This window comes from Streptomyces sp. NPDC091416 (genome assembly GCF_044756845.1).
GTDB lineage: Bacteria > Actinomycetota > Actinomycetes > Streptomycetales > Streptomycetaceae > Streptomyces.
In genome coordinates, this window is sequence record NZ_JBIVTU010000005.1 from 540,272 (window position 1) to 555,548 (window position 15,277).

At 70.6% G+C, this 15,277-nt stretch carries 12 protein-coding genes; 7 read left to right on the top strand and 5 right to left on the bottom strand.

The genetic code is table 11. The features are described from left to right. Positions 1-322: 322 nt before the first annotated feature. From ACIQMX_RS18600 to ACIQMX_RS18620, 5 genes are all read right to left on the bottom strand, one after another. Positions 323-2,209, bottom strand: a complete 1,887-nt coding sequence (locus ACIQMX_RS18600) for an anthranilate synthase family protein (RefSeq protein ID WP_402479298.1) — start codon at positions 2,207-2,209, stop codon at positions 323-325. Then, positions 2,206-2,829 carry an isochorismatase family protein gene (locus ACIQMX_RS18605; protein WP_363076387.1) on the bottom strand — a complete coding sequence of 208 codons (624 nt, stop codon included), beginning with the start codon at positions 2,827-2,829 and terminating at the stop codon, positions 2,206-2,208. Before ACIQMX_RS18605 ends, ACIQMX_RS18600 begins: the two co-directional genes overlap by 4 nt. Before the next feature lie 60 nt (positions 2,830-2,889). Continuing rightward, positions 2,890-3,660, bottom strand: a complete 771-nt coding sequence (locus ACIQMX_RS18610) for a 2,3-dihydro-2,3-dihydroxybenzoate dehydrogenase (RefSeq protein ID WP_363076385.1) — start codon at positions 3,658-3,660, stop codon at positions 2,890-2,892. Between the two features lie 72 nt (positions 3,661-3,732). Beyond that, entirely contained in the window at positions 3,733-4,905 is a 1,173-nt protein-coding gene (locus tag ACIQMX_RS18615; protein WP_363076383.1) for a 3-deoxy-7-phosphoheptulonate synthase, read from the bottom strand. Positions 4,906-5,120: 215 nt separating this feature from the next. Beyond that, positions 5,121-6,803 carry a carboxylesterase/lipase family protein gene (locus tag ACIQMX_RS18620; RefSeq protein ID WP_402479303.1) on the bottom strand — a complete coding sequence of 561 codons (1,683 nt, stop codon included), beginning with the start codon at positions 6,801-6,803 and terminating at the stop codon, positions 5,121-5,123. 261 nt (positions 6,804-7,064) lie between these two features. On the opposite strand from ACIQMX_RS18620, the gene ACIQMX_RS18625 reads away from it, so the two are divergent. The 7 genes from ACIQMX_RS18625 (at position 7,065) to ACIQMX_RS18655 (ending at position 15,190) form a co-directional block, all read left to right on the top strand. Next, positions 7,065-7,544 (top strand): Rrf2 family transcriptional regulator, encoded by a 480-nt coding sequence (locus tag ACIQMX_RS18625; RefSeq protein WP_363076379.1) that lies wholly within the window; start codon positions 7,065-7,067, stop codon positions 7,542-7,544. A 75-nt stretch (positions 7,545-7,619) separates the two neighbouring features. Then, positions 7,620-8,843, top strand: coding sequence for an MFS transporter (locus tag ACIQMX_RS18630; RefSeq protein WP_402479307.1), 1,224 nt, complete (start codon positions 7,620-7,622; stop codon positions 8,841-8,843). A gap of 227 nt (positions 8,844-9,070) precedes the next feature. Further along, on the top strand, positions 9,071-10,891 hold the full coding sequence (locus tag ACIQMX_RS18635; protein WP_402479309.1) for an acetolactate synthase large subunit: 1,821 nt from the start codon (positions 9,071-9,073) through the stop codon (positions 10,889-10,891). A 330-nt stretch (positions 10,892-11,221) separates the two neighbouring features. Next, on the top strand, positions 11,222-12,772 hold the full coding sequence (locus ACIQMX_RS18640) for a class I adenylate-forming enzyme family protein (RefSeq protein WP_363076373.1): 1,551 nt from the start codon (positions 11,222-11,224) through the stop codon (positions 12,770-12,772). Between the two features lie 99 nt (positions 12,773-12,871). Further along, on the top strand, positions 12,872-13,930 hold the full coding sequence (locus tag ACIQMX_RS18645; RefSeq protein ID WP_363076371.1) for an EamA family transporter: 1,059 nt from the start codon (positions 12,872-12,874) through the stop codon (positions 13,928-13,930). Then, positions 13,927-14,841, top strand: coding sequence for a 2OG-Fe dioxygenase family protein (locus ACIQMX_RS18650; RefSeq protein ID WP_363076369.1), 915 nt, complete (start codon positions 13,927-13,929; stop codon positions 14,839-14,841). The genes ACIQMX_RS18645 and ACIQMX_RS18650 overlap by 4 nt, the downstream gene beginning before the upstream one ends. Then, a complete protein-coding gene (locus tag ACIQMX_RS18655) occupies positions 14,834-15,190 on the top strand; it encodes a tRNA-binding protein (RefSeq protein ID WP_402479314.1) in 357 nt (118 codons plus the stop codon). The genes ACIQMX_RS18650 and ACIQMX_RS18655 overlap by 8 nt, the downstream gene beginning before the upstream one ends. Positions 15,191-15,277: the final 87 nt, after the last annotated feature.

A 15,277-nucleotide genomic window follows, 5' to 3' on the forward strand; every position in this document is an offset into this window, starting at 1 on the left:
CACCTTCACGTCGCACGAGAACCCATTGCTGTGCCCCCAGTTCACAGGAGAATCCGAGTGTTCGGGCGTCGAGGTGCTGCTCCTTGCCCACTGCGGTGTTCAGGCGCCGGTGCCAGGTCGGCCGGAGCCTCACCGCAACCGGAGAACAACCGCCCCGCCAGGGCCGTCACCGGTCGGCGCCTCCTGGAACGGAACCGGACCTCACCGTCGCGCGTCCACGGCGAACGCCACCCCGGACGTCGCGCCCGGTGTCTGGCCGGCACCAGCCGGTCCGTCCGGGAAGACGCCGCGACTGTGCTGGTCCGCCGGCGGGTCGCACCGCTCATGCGGCGAGCATCCCCCGGGCGAGCTCCGTCAGGCGTTCGGCCACGATGCGCGGACCGTCCTGGGTGAGTATGGATTCCGCGTGGAACTGCATCGAGGTGAAGTGCGGGGCACGGAGCGCGTGCACCTCTCCGGTGTCCTTGTCCCGGCTGACTTCGACGACGGTGCCGTCCGGCGCCTGGAACGTGTCGGCGGCACTGTGTGCGGCGAAGGTGTTGTAGAAGCCGACCCGCTCGCTCGACCCGAAGAGGTCGATCTTCCGCTGTACACCCTGGTTGGGAACGTCCCTGCGGCGCAGATCGAGGCCCAGGTCCATGCTGAGCACCTGGTGGCTCAGGCAGACGGCGAGGAAGGCGCGACGCTCCCGCAGCAGAGTCCGGACCGCCCTGCCCAGATGCTCGATCTTGGGATCGCCGGTCTCGCGCGGATCCCCGGGGCCGGGCCCCATCACGACGAGGTCGTGGTGGTCGAAGGTGTAGGGCTGGTCGAAACGACGGACCGTCACCTCCAGCTGCATGGACTTCAGTTGCTGCTCGATCATCGAGGTGAAGGTGTCCTCCGCGTCCACCACAAGAACCCGCCGCCCGGCCAGTCCGGGGATGGACAGACCGCGCTCGGCGAGGTCGGCGAGCCAGAAGTCGGCGATCGAGCCGTTGCGTTCGGCGAGCGCGGCACGTACCTGCGGATGCTCGCCGAGCCGAGCCGGAGTATCGTCCTGCAGCGCGGCCACCAGCCCCGCGGCCTTGGCCCGTGTCTCGGCGACTTCGGAGCTCGGGTCGGAGTGGCGTACGAGGGTGGCCCCGACGCCGATCCTGACCTTCCCCGTGTTCCCGATCTCCGCCGTGCGGATGAGGATCGACGAGTCGAGGGTGCGTCGGCCTCGTGCGTCCCGGCCGATCAGCGCGGCGACGCCGCTGTAGTAACCGCGCCCGTGCGGCTCGTAGCCGACGATGACGCGGCAGGCGCTCTCCAGAGGGCTGCCGGTGATGGTCGGTGCGAACATGGTCTCGCGCAGGATGTCCCGGGGGTCACGGTCGGTGCGTCCCTCGATGAGGTACTCGGTGTGGGCGAGCCGGGCCATCTCCTTGAGGAACGGTCCGGTGACCCGGCCGCCTCCTTCGCAGATCCGCGCCATCATCTTGAGCTCTTCGTCGACCACCATGTAGAGCTCGTCGGCCTCCTTGCGGTCGGCGAGGAAGTCCATGACTCCGGCGAGCGTGGGGCCGGTGGGGGGATAGCGGTAGGTGCCGCTGATGGGGTTCATCACGGCGACACCGTCGGCGAGGCTGACGTGCCGTTCGGGGGTGGCACCGACGAAGGTGCGTTCGCCGGCGTGCACCAGGAACGTCCAGTACGCGCCCTGCTCCCGCTCCAGCAGACGGCGGAAGAGTGTCAGGGCCCGGTCGAGCCCGTAGTCGGTGATCTCGGCGGTGAAAGAGCGTTTGATGACGAAGTTGGCGCCCTTGCCGGTACCGATCTCGTCGGTGATCACCCGGCGCACGATGTCCGCGTAGGCGTCGTCGTCCACGTCGAAGTGTCCGTCGCGCAACCCCAGGGGCAGGTCGGGCACGCGCCGCAGCACCTCGGTGAGCGGCACGCTCTGCTGATCGGTGACGGTGAGGGAGATCAGCGGGGAGCCGTCGTCGGTACAGGCGAAACCCCGTTCGGAGATCTGCCGGTAGGGCACGAGAACGAGGACTTCCTGGTACGGCTCTCCGGTCGGGGCAGCCGCGTGCGGGACCGGTATCTCCGCGAGGGTCCGGGGCAGGGTCACGGTGCCGAGGAACACATCGACCAGGCCCGCGCCGACGGTCTCCGGACGGTGTATCAGGGCGAAGGCACCAGGGTCCGGCGCGAGCGCCCGGCCGAGGAGGTCGCCGGTCATCCGGTGACCTCCTTGGTCGTGGTGACCACGGCACAGCGGCGCGCCGCGTAGGTGAGGGCCAGCCAGTGGTCCTCCTCGGTGAAGTCGGCGACAGCGTCGGCCACCAGGAAGGGCTCGATGTCGTGGGTGAACGCCTCCACGGTGCTCATCAGCACACCGACATGGGCGTACACACCGCAGACGATGAGCTGGTCGCGCCGGTGGAAGCGCATCCGCTGCAACAGATTGGTGTTGAAGAACGCGCTGTAGCGCCACTTGGTGAGCAGCCAGTCGCCCGGAGCGGGCGCCAGCGCGTCAATCACCTCCCGGTCCTCGGGGGCGGTACGCATGCCCGGCCCCCAGAAGTCCTTCAGCAGACCCCGCTCCTGTCGGGTCATGCCGCCGGGCTGTGCGGTGTAGGCGACCGGAATGTTCTGGGACGCGCAGTACGCGCGCAGTGCCGCCGTCCGGGTGGTCAGTTCCTCGCGCAGCGGCGCCGCGAACGGTTCGAGGAAGTAGCGCTGCATGTCGTGGACGAGCAGTAGCGCCCTGCTCGGGTCGATGGACCACTGCGGCACGGGGGAAGGCAGGGATTCGGCGGTGGGCAGCGGGTAGCTGGCGATGGGGGGCAGGCCGGCCATGAAGTCCTCTCACATGCGGGGAACGAGGAAGGCAGCAGGGGCAAAAGCTGGCGACAGCCCTCAGGTGCCGAGCGTCGCCCCGCCGTCGACGGTCAGATCGTGCAGGGTGATGTGGGACGCCTCGTCCGAGAGGAGGAAGGTGACGGCGGCGGCGATGTCCTCGGGTTGGGCGACCTTGCCGAGCGGAATGCCGAGCCGGAACTCCTCCGGCCGGCCCTCGACGGTGTGCTTCGGGCCCGTCTCGTCGTGCCACATGGAGCGCAGCATCGGAGTGTCCGTGGAACCGGGAGCGACGAGGTTGCAGCGGATCCCGTACGGAGCGGCCTCCAGGCCCAGGGACTTGGTGAAGAGGGTCGCGGCGGCCTTGGACGCGGCGTACGCGGCCATTCCCGCGCGGGGTGTGCTCGCGGCGTTGGAGGCCACCGTGACGACGGAGCCGCGGCGGCGTTCCATCATCCGGTCGATGACGGTACGGGACACGTGGAAGACCGCGGTGGTGTTGACGGCGAACGTCAGCGCCCAGTCCTCTGCGCTGAACGTACGGACGTTTCCCAGGCGCAGTACACCCGCGCCGTTGACCAGATACTCGATGGGGCCGAGCCGTTGTTCGACCGTGTCGACCAGCTCGCGTACGGCACCGGCGTCGGTGATCTCGACGACGTACGGATGGACGTCGTTGCCCTCCGCCCTGAGCTCGGCCACGGCGGCGTCGAGGGCCTCCGCGTCGCGGTCGACGGCGGCCACGGTCGCACCGCGTTCGGCAAGTGACCTGATCACGGCTCGGCCGATGCCGCCTGCCGCTCCCGTGACGACGGCTGTCCTGTTCTCCACCAGGTGACTCCTTGTCTGGGTCTGGGTCTGGTTTCCGGTCGCGGCCCCACACCGGTCAGTGGGGCCAGGCGGTCAGCGGCGCCAGGCGGTCAGCACCGAAACGGCCTGCCCGGGGTTGAGCCGTGGGTCGCAGAAGGTCGTGTACGTGCCGGCGCCCCGGTCCGGGGACTGTTCGTGCGACACGCACTCACGGACGTCGTCCGGGGTCGTCTCCAGGTGCACTCCGCCAGCGACGCCGCCTTCGGCAACCACTGACTCCTGGAATGCCCGGATCTCCCGCTCGACTGTCTCCGTGCAGCGGGTCTTGACGCCCTCCGGCGTGCTGACGGTGTTGCCGTGCATCGGGTCGCTGAGCCAGATCGCGGGGTGTCCTGCCTCACGCACGGCCGCCACCAGGGGCGGCAGCCGGTCGGTGGCCCGGTCCGCCCCCATGCGCGCGATGAGGGTGAGCCGTCCGGGGCGGCGCTGCGGGTCCAGCCGCTCGCACAGGGCGAGGAGTTCACCGGGGGACATCCCGGGGCCGACCTTGCAGGCCACGGGGTTGGCGACCTCCGCGAGCAGTGCCACATGGGCGCCGTCGACCTGCCGGGTGCGTTCGCCGATCCACGGCCAGTGCGTGGAGGCGAGGAAGAGACGGCCTCCGGCGTCCCTGCGCAGCATGGGGACCTCGTAGTCGAGCAGCAGCGCCTCGTGGCTGGTCCAGATCACGGGGTCGATGCCCGGCCGCGCCTGCGGGGAGGACCAGCCGAGATGGCCCATGACTTCCCGGGCCGCCATGTACCCCGTGAGTATCCGCAGCGGATCGGGACGGCGGCTCTCGGGGTCGGGCTCGGGAGCGTTGACCATGTGGCCGCGGTAGACGGGCAGTTCGACGGCGCCGACCCTCTCGGTCGGCCTGGAACGGGGCTTGGCGAACTGGCCGGCGATCCTGCCCACGCGGAGCACGGGTGCATGGGTGGTCATCTTCAGGGTGCCGGCGAGCAGGTCGAGGACGGCTGCTTTCCGGGCGACGTCGGAGGCGCTGCACTCGTCGGGGTCCTCGGCGCAGTCGCCGGCCTGGACCACGTACGCCTCCCCGGCGGCGACGCGGGCCAGCAGGCCGGTCAGGGTGTCGAGGTCCTCGGCGCGGACCAGGCCCGGACGCTCGGCGAGCTCGCCGTGGACCGAGCGCAACTGGGCCTCGCCCTCCCACGGCGGTTGGTGGAGTGCGGTCCTCGCCCGCAGGTCGAGCAGGGCGTTGTCCACGGAGATCTCCCAAGACGTAGATGGCGTAGGAACGTCGTGTGTCAGGTCGGGACGGGGTGGTGGACGGACCGGCGGCCCCGGTCCTGGCTGGTCCGCGGCGCATCCCGGCTCATCGGTGAACAGATGGCCGGGCAGCCCGCGGTCAGGACCCGGGGAACCTCTGGCGGACGCAGCCGGCGGCCCCGGTGCCCGGGCCCGCGCGCGGCGTCATCACGTCATGTGCGGTCCGGTCCGCTCGTACGGGGAACCGGGTGCACGGACGGCACCCAGCCGGCGTGATCCCAGTAGCGAAGCTGACGGCTCTTGGGGAGGGGCCCGATCCGCGGCCTGTCGGTGCCGCCGAGGACGAGAGTGGACGCACGTCCCGGGGTGAACGCCGGCCAATGGGGGGCCGCGGGGCTGCTTGGCACTCCGTGGTGGGAGAAGGAGGCGATCAGGTCCATGAACGTGCGGCTCACCCGCTCCTCGCGCGGACCGTCTCCCAGCTGAGCGACGTTCTCGGGGAGAGCGTACGTCCCGAAGAGGAACTTCGATGTGGCCTCGTGCGGTGTGCCGAACCACGGCGCGCGGACCGGGTGCGCGAAGTCCATGACGTACACCGGCGTACCGCCGACACGGGCATGGCGCTCGGCAAGACGTATCCCCTGGTACCGGAAGAGGCCGTCCCCCCATATCTCGGTCCACAGAGAGAGCGGGGTGGCGGGCAGCCCGTCGGCGGCGGCCGCCTCCCGGTACGCGGCGATGCACGCGTCCACCTGTGCGTCGGAGATCTCGGCCGTGCCCTTGAGCAGCACTCCGCGGACGGCGTCGTGCAAGGTGGCTGCGTCGGTGGGCGCCGGCGTCGGAGGTGGCGTCGGCGGATTCGGGCCGGTGAAGAACGAACCTTCCGTGTGAGTCCCGATCACCATCATCGGCACGGAGGGCGTGGGCAGGTCGCTGTCGTTGCCCCGCATCCACCGCCCGTCGAGTACCGGGCCCTGGTACTCGCGCCCGCTGCTCAGCGGCCGGTCCCCGGGCGCCCCGGAGAACAGCCCTTGCCACGAGTCGCGCAGCGCCAGTGCCGGCACCTCACGCAGCCCGCGGACCGTCGTGCCGTGCCGGTGCGCCATCCGCTCGTACGCCTGCCGGGCATCGTCCGGGGTCAGGCCGATGGCCGGTGCCCACGCGTGTGCCGCGCTGATGGGCACCGTCCGGCGCACGACCCCGCGCAGTTCGGGCCGGAGGGAGAGCTGCCAAGCGCTGCTGCCGCCCGCGGAGGAGCCGCACAGGGTGATGTTGGCCGGGTCCCCGCCGAAGGCCGCCGCGTTGTGCTGCGCCCAGTGCAGCAGCGCTGCCTGGTCCTGGAGTCCCCAGTTGGCGCAGTCGCCGGTCAGCGGGTCGGACAGGTCCTCGTGCAGCCCCCATCCGAACGTTCCCAGCCGGTAGTTGAAGGTGATGACGACGAGACCGCCGTGACGGGACAGCCGGGCCCCGTCGTACGTCGGCAGGCTGCCTGCGCCCGTGCGCCAACCGCCGCCGTGGATGAACACGAGCACCGGACGGCGGCCGGCCGTGTCCGGGGTCCACACGTTCGCGTACAGGCAGTCCTCGCTGCCCGACCCGCCGGTGGACTGCAGGGCCGTGGGTGCGAACCGGGTCGCCTCACGTACTCCGCTCCATGGCCGCGGCGGCCTCGGCGCGGCGAAGCGCAGATCTCCCACCGGAGGCCGCGCGTAGGGCACCCCGCGGAACACCGAGACGTTCCCGATCCGTTCGCCCTGCACCAGGCCGGCGGTGGTGCGCGCCAGGGCGCCGCGAGCCGTGCCGGTGCGGCGGGCCGCCGCCCGTGCCGTACCGGCGGAACCCACCAGTGCCGGCGCGGCGCAGGCGGTTCCGATCGCGAAGGTTCGCCGATACACGGCTACCAGACCTGCCGGGGCGCGACTGCGGGTGCGGCCGCAGCGAGTTTTTCCTGCACGGTTGCTCTCCTCGAAGGCGAAGGTGTGACCCCGGAATGTTGGGGTCGAGCTCCTCCATCGGCCAACGAGAGCCCGGTGAGTCTGTCAAGTACGGACCGGAACCGAACCACCTCGGGCGCAAGCGGCCCTGACCCGAACTCACCTGACGTACTTTCGGTGACGGGGTGCGGACCTCGATTCAGGACATGTAATGTCCTCGTTATGAACATGGGTGAGGGAGTCGAGTGGGGACTGCACTGCTGTCTGACCCTGGCGTGGGTGGGGGAGGAGACCCCTGTTCCCGCGGCGAGACTCGCGGCCTGGTTCGACCTGCCGCAGGCGTACCTGAGCAAGTGCCTGCAGGCACTGGTCCGGGCGGGCATCCTCGGGTCGACCCCCGGGGTCCGCGGCGGCTACCGGCTGGCGCGCCCGCCCGAGCGGATCACGCTCATGGACGTGGTCACCGCCGTCGAGGGCCAGGAAAGCGTCTTCCGCTGCACCGAGATCCGGCAGCGCGGCGAGTCGGCCGCTGCTCCCGCCGGGGAGTTCCGCCGCAGCTGCGGCGTGACGGTGGCGATGCGCCGGGCCGAGCTGGCCTGGCGGCGTGAGCTCACCGCGCAGACCGTCGCGGACCTGATGACCACCGCACCTGCGAAGTCCCCCGAGCGCGCCCGGCGCCACTTCGCGGCCACCGGCAGCTGACCTTCCCCCGCGCGTTCCACTCTCGCGCCGAATCGAACGGCCGCGAATCCAAGCACACTTCGAGGGAGATTCCGGATGTCAAATGTCTCGATTAAGTCGGACCGGGCCCCCGTCGGCCCCGGTCCGGCCGAGCAGAAGGGACTGTCGTCGACCCTGGTGCTTGCCCTGGGTACCTTCGCGGTGGGCACGGATGCCTTCGTGGTCGCCGGCTTCCTGCCGTCGATCGCCGCCGACCTGCAGGTCTCCGTCGCCGTCGCCGGCCAGGCGTCCGTCACCGTGTTCGCCGCCGCCTACGCCGTACTCTCGCCGGTACTGGCCACGGCGACCGCGCGACTGCCACGAAGGGCTCTGCTGGTCACCGCTCTCATCGTGCTCGGCCTGGCCAACCTCTGCTCCGCGCTGGCCCCCAATCTCCCGGTGCTGATCATCAGCCGGATCCTCGCGGCCGTCGGCGCGGCCGCCTACACCCCCAGCGCGGGCGCTGTCAGCGCCGCACTGGTCAGGCCCGAACTGCGGGCCCGGGCACTGGCCGTGGTGATCGGCGGTCTGACCGTGGCGACCGCCCTCGGAGTACCGCTGGGGAACCTGGCCAGCCACTGGCTCGGCTGGCGCACCGCCCTCGGCATCGTCGCGGCTCTCTGCGTCCTCGTGGCCGTCGGTCTGCGGCTGATCATGCCCGCCCTGCCGGGCAACGCGCGGGTGCCGCTGCGCACCCGGCTCGCCGTGCTGCGCCGTCCGGCCGTGCTCGCGGTGCTGCCGCTGACCATCCTGGGCATGGGCGCCTGCTACACCGCGTACGCGTACAGCGTCCCGGCCCTGCGCTCGGTACACATCCCCGACAGCGCGCATCTGCTGATGCTCTTCCTGTACGGACTCGGCGCCGTCCTGGGCAACATCGCCGCCGGCTACGCCACCGATCGCTGGGGCTCCCGCCCGGTGCTGACCCTCGGCTACGTCGCGATGACCGCCTCGCTCGGCCTGCTGGCCTGGCTCTCGGCGAACGACGCCTCGCTGGTGACCGTGGTCGGCCTGCTCGTCCTGATGTGGGGGGCGAGCAGCTGGTGCCAGACGCCGCCGCAGCAGCACCGGCTGATCGAGGTGGCGCCGCACGAGGCACCCCTGGTGGTGTCGCTGAACTCCTCCTCCATCTACCTCGGCATCGGCCTCGGCACCGTGCTCGGCGGCATCGCACTGCCCTCCGGGATGACCGCGGTCTACGGACTGGGGGCCGCGCTGGCCCTGGCTGCCCTGCTGTTCCTGCAGCTCACCGCTCGAACGAAGACCCCCGCCGCGGACTGAACCGCCCGGCAGGACCGGCTCGAGCACGCACGGCAACACGCCAAACCGCCCGCTGAAAAACCCCTCAGCACCCGACACCGAACGACCGGCACGGAGAAAGACCCTGCCGCCCGGTTTTCGCGACAACGGCCTCGGCCGGCACGAGCGCCCACCCGGCGCAGCCGCCGCGGCCCGCAAGAGGCCCCCGTCAGGGGCTCACAAGTCGACGAAACCGAGAGGTCGCCCTGATGATCCAGCAGTCGCCCACCGACTCCCCACTCCTGTCGGACCCGCAGCTCATGACGGGTGCACAGGCCCTGATCCGCTCGCTCGAAGCCGTCGGCGTGGACACGGTCTTCGGCATCCCGGGCGGCGCGATCCTGCCCGCCTACGACCCGATGATGGACTCGACGGCGCTGCGCCACATCCTGGTCCGGCACGAGCAGGGCGCCGGGCACGCCGCCACCGGCTACGCACAGGCGACCGGCAAGGTCGGGGTCTGCATGGCCACCTCCGGCCCGGGGGCCACCAACCTGGTCACGGCGATCGCCGACGCGCACATGGACTCGGTGCCGATCGTCGCGATCACCGGGCAGGTGCCGTCGTCCCTGATCGGCACCGATGCCTTCCAGGAGGCCGACATCTGCGGCATCACCCTGCCGATCACGAAGCACAGCTTTCTGGTGACCGACGCGGACGAGATCCCGCAGGCGATCGCCGCGGCCTTCCAGATCGCCGGCACCGGACGTCCCGGCCCGGTCCTGGTGGACATCACCAAGGACGCCCTCCAGGGCAGTACGGCCTTCACGTGGCAGCCCCGGGCCGAACTGCCCGGCTACCGGGTCGTCGCGGAGCCGCACACCAAGCAGATCCGGCAGGCGGCCGAACTCCTCGCGGGTGCCGAGCGCCCGGTGCTGTATGTCGGCGGCGGGGTGCTGAAGGCAGGGGCCGCCGCCGAACTGCGGGCCCTCGTCGATCTGACCGATATCCCGGTGACCACCACGCTGATGGCCCTGGGCGCGCTGCCGGACTCCGACCCGCGGCACCTGGGGATGCCGGGCATGCACGGCACCGTCGCCGCCGTCACCGCGTTGCAGAAGGCGGACCTCATCCTCGCGATCGGCGCCCGCTTCGACGATCGGGTCACCGGCAGGGCGGACACCTTCGCCCCCGGGGCGACCATCGTGCACGCGGACATCGACCCATGCGAGATCGGCAAGATCCGCCATGCCGACGTGCCCATCGTCGGTGACGCCCGCGTGGTCCTGGCGGAACTGGTGGAGGCGGTGCGGGCCTGCCACGAGAATGGTGGGCGCGCGGACTACTCCGCCTGGTGGGACCAGCTGCGCGACTGGCGGGACCGCTACCCCCTCGGCCACTCCCCGGCACCCGATGGGCTGCTGTCGCCCCAGCAGGTCATCCAGCGCATCGGCGAACTCGCCCCGCAGGGAACGGTCTTCGCGTCCGGTGTGGGACAGCACCAGATGTGGGCCTCGCAGTTCCTCACCTTCGAGCAGCCCCGCACCTGGCTCAATTCCGGCGGCGCGGGAACCATGGGATACGCGGTTCCCGCGGCGATGGGCGCGAAAGCCGGCCGGCCCGAGGCCACCGTCTGGGCCGTCGACGGGGACGGGTGCTTCCAGATGACCAATCAGGAACTGGTCACCTGTGCGCTCAACAACATTCCGATCAAGGTCGCGGTCATCAACAACGGCGCTCTGGGCATGGTCCGTCAGTGGCAGACCCTCTTCTACAGCGGGCGGTACAGCAACACCACCTTGAGGAGAGGGAGTTCGGCAGACGCGGGGCCTCCTGTCGCCGGCACTCGTGTCCCCGACTTCGTCCTGCTCGCCGAGTCGATGGGCTGTGTCGGCCTGCGCTGCGAGAGTCCCGCCGAACTCGACGCGGTCATCGAGAAGGCCAACGCGATCGATGACCGCCCCGTCGTCATCGATTTCGTCGTGCACGAGGACGCCATGGTCTGGCCCATGGTCGCGGCCGGAGCCGGCAACGACGACATCCAGTTCGCCCGGGGCATGCGTCCCGACTTCGGCGACGAGACGGACTGAAGGGCCCCTCGGCGACGCACGGCGACGCGCACGGCGACACCGGCCCACGGACCCGGCGCTCAGCCCCTGAGGGCGCCGGGCCCCCGGGGTGCACGAGGCCGCGGCGGAGTTGACACAGTGCGGCACCGGCGGTGGTCCCCACCCGGCGCGGAGCACAGAATCTTCGGCGAGGCTCCGCGCTCCGCCGCTACGAGAACTGCCGCTTTCCCCGGCAGAGCCGGGTGACGGCCGGGCAGGGCCCGCCGTGGAGCATCTCCCACGCCCGCCCTGCCCTCGTACCCGGCGTACCTCGTTCTGGTCCAGTCGGCTCCAACCAAGGGAAAGAGAAACATGATCTTGCAACGCGTCGGCAAGGGCATCCGGCTCGGCACGGTCTTCGACCGCGCCGCCGCCCGGCATCCCGCAAGCCCCGTCTACCTGGACCATGACCTGGATGTGGCGCCGGAGCTGGGCCGTCGGCTCACCCTGACCGAGATAGCCGATCTGATCGACGACTTCGCCTCCCGGCTCTGGGCGGCCCGGGTGCGGCCCGGGGACCGCGTCGTGGTCTACAAGTCCGACAACTTCGACATCTCCCTGCTCGCCTACTGCGTGGCACGCGTCGGTGCGATTCCGGTGCTGCTCTCACCGAAGCTGGACGGCGCCACGACTGCCCGGCTGCTGGAACGGCTCGACCGGCCGGTGCTGGTCACCGACCAGGCCAAGCTGGAGCAGGAGCTGCCCTCCGAGGTCTTCGACCTGGCCGAGCGGGTGATCACGGCCGCGGGCACCTTCCCCGGTGCGTGCGCGCTGGTCGAGCTGGCGGGGACTCCTCGGGTGCCTGCGGTCACCATGCCGCAGGACCTGCCGGCACTGATCACCCACACCTCGGGGACGACCGGACTGCCGAAGCTGGCGGTGCAGACGGGCCACACGATCCAGGCGCGCTGCCGCCCGCAGTCCACTCTGCTGGCGCCGGTCGGCCGGTACGAACCCATCGCCGCACACGTCTCCTTCGCACACTCCCGGATGATCAGCGGAGCCGCGCTGTTCGCGCTGCGGGGGCACCCTCTGATCATGATGCGCGACGACGATCCCGAGCGCGCGGCCGAGCTCTTCGCCCGGGTTCCTCCAGGGGTGATCGAGGCCCACCCCAACACCCTGCTGCACTGGGAGAGCCTGGCGCACCACCCGGCCCGGCCGCTGGCGCGAGTACGGTGCTTCAGCAACACCTTCGACGCCATCCATCCGCGTACCGTGGCGAGCCTGCTCGCGGCCTCGGAACGGAACCTGCCGTTCTTCGCCCAGACGTACGGCCAGAGTGAGACGGGCGCGATCGCCGCGCGCACCTACACCCGCCGCCACCGCGAGAGCGCGGACGGCCGCTGCGTGGGCCGGAACTTCCCCGGACTCACGGAGCTCAGGGTGGTTAGCCGGAACGGCCGTACCCCGGCCAAGGACAACCCGGGGCGCATCGAGGCACGCAGCGCCGGGCGGATCATGACGTATCTCGGAGAGCAGCAGCGCTTTGACGACCAGTTCTCCGAGGGCGGCTGGTGGCGCATGGGAGATCTCGGCTACCGGACCAAATGGGGCTGCCTCCACCTGCTGGACCGTGAGGTGGACGAGATCCCCGGGATCAACAGCACCTTGGAACTGGAGGACAAGCTGTTCACCCGGCTGCCGGAGCTCATCGAGGTCATCGTCATCCCGGACTCCGCCGGTGTGCCGGTGCCGGTGGTGTGCACCCGCGACGACCAGCCGCTGGACCTCGCCCGGTGGCGCTCGGCCGTCGCCGACCTCCCCGAGCTGGCGGCGCCGTTGCAACGTCGGCTGGACGAGCTTCCCCACACCGCGACCACGAAGGTGAAGCGTTTGGAGCTGGCCAGACTGCTCGGGTGACACGCCGGCAGCCACGGGGGAGACCCGTTTTTCGCACAAGACCTCGACCGGATGCCGGGCGTTCCGGGTGACCTTCTTCTTGACGGAGAGCGAACAGAGATGAGTGCGAGTGCTGCCGCAGGCGGCTCGGCCCGCCGCGGTGTCATGTGCATTGCTTTCGCGGCGACGGCGTGGGGGACCGGAGGCGCCGCCGCGGCGCTGCTGTACAGGGATGCCGGGCTGGGCCCGGCCGCGGTGTCGTTCTGGCGATTCCTCACCGGCACCCTGCTGCTCCTCCTGTTCCGCGCATTCGAACGCGGCCGGGCCGGCACGCGGGCCGGCGATACTTCACTGTGGCGGGCGCTTCGTTCCCACCGGCGTCAGATCCTGACGACCGGGTGCGGACTGGCGGTCTACCAGACCGCCTACTTCGCCGCGGTGGAGCAGGCCGGCCTCACCGTCGCGACCGTGGTGACACTCGGCTCCGGCCCCGTGCTGGTCGCCGCCGGCGCCCGCCTGCTGCTCGCCGAACGGATCGGAGCCGGTGCTCTGGCCGCTCTGGCCGCCGGCGTGCTGGGGCTGGTCCTCCTGGCCTCGGGGGCGGACGGCGCGGTCGGCCCCGAACCCGTGCTCGGCCTCGGCTACGCACTTCTCTCCGCCACCGGCTACGCGGGCATCACCCTCCTGGGACGCGCGCAGGGCAGCCGCACATCATCCGGCGCGGCCAGGGCCTTGGAATCCCTCCCGCTCGGCTTCGCGGTCGGAACCCTCTGCCTGCTGCCCCTCGCGCTGGCCGAAGGCCTGCTGCCCGCGGCGGGCCGGGAGTTCGATGCTGTCACGCCGGTGCTCTACCTCGGCCTGGTGCCCACGGCACTCGCGTTCCCGTTGTTCTTCGCCGGCCTGCGCACCGTGCCGGCCGCGACCGCCTCCGTCGTCGCTCTGGTCGAACCGCTGGCCGCCGCCGCGATCGGCGCCACCCTGCTCGGCGAGCGGCTCACCCCCCTCGGCGTCACCGGCACGGTCCTGATGCTGAGCGCTGTTCTCGGTCTGGCAACAGCCAGGAAGCCGGACGTCTCCGGTGGGCGGTACGCCCCGCACGAGCGCACCGCTCACCCGCCTCCCGATGTGGCCCGCGATGGAAGCGGCCGCGTCACACCTCATGAGAAAGGAATCACATGAACTCTCTTGACATCTCCCGGACCCTGTCGGAACTGGAAAAGATCAAGGGCGAGTACGTACGCAACCGATTGGTCTTCATCGACGGCGCACGCGTCGTCGAGCTGCTCAAGGGGCTCGGCGCCACCGACGCCGACCTCGAACAGCTGAAGTCCGTCAGCGACTACCTCGGTGAGGACCCTACGCTGCCGTTCCGCGAGTCGAAGAACTGCCGCTTCGTCTACGACGGCGAGCAGCAGCGCATCGAGCGCGGTGAGTTCCAGCCGTTCGTCCTCTCCGCCGACGAGGACTTCGTACGCCATGACTCCGGGCAGATAAGGAAGTTCGACGAGGTCGAGAACGACCTGCAACTGAACACCGCCTTCCAGCAACTTCTGCGCATCAACGAGTTCATGGCCCGCGGCGTCGACATCGAGCAGCGCCCGGGGATGAACTACGACAGCCCGCACTGGGTGTGCACCCTGTTCCACCTGCGCACCGTCACCACGCCCGAGCTCATCGGCGAGCCGGCCCTCGAAGGCGTGCACAGCGACGGCGTGGACCACACCATGACCACCCTGCTCGGCGCCCGGAACATGACCGAGGACAGCGCGGTCACCTACCTGCACGACATGCGGCAGGAGAACGCCGTGGCCTGGGACAAGGCAGATCCGGACCTGGTGGTGGGCAGCTGCCGGCACCGTCATTTCCTGGACACGATGCTGGTCGTCGACCACGAGCGCAAGCACAGCCTTTCTCCGGTGCGGGCTCTGGATCCGCAGCAGAAGTCCACTCGCGACATGCTGGTCTTCTTCACGCGCAAGCCGGCGAAGGAGGGCCACGTCTCCTACCCGTACGACTCCCTGGTACGGCATGTCGGCCTGCCGATGTCGGTCGACTACCTCGACCATGAGGCAGGCTCCCGTCATGACTGAGTCCACGCCACAACAGACGACCATCGAGGGGTTTCTCGCCGTCGACATCCGTGTCGGCCGCGTCGTCCGTGCAGAGCCGTTCGACAAGGCGCGCCGGCCCGCCTACAAGCTGTGGGTCGACTTCGGACCCGAACTGGGCATCCGGAAGTCCAGCGCCCAGCTCACCGACCTGTACACCGTGGAGGACCTCAAGGACCGGCAGGTCATGGCCGTCGTGAATCTGCCGCCCCGGCAGGTTGCCGACTTCATGTCCGAAGTGCTCGTTCTGGGCGTTCCCGGCGAACGCGGCGGCGACGTCGCCCTGATCACCCCCGACCGCGACGTCACCCCGGGCCTGCGGCTGCTCTGAGCGGATCGCCGCCCCGGCGCATGCGCCGAGCCGCCGGTCGCCCTCGGGCACCTCACCCTGCCGGGCAGCACCAACCGGTGCCGTCCG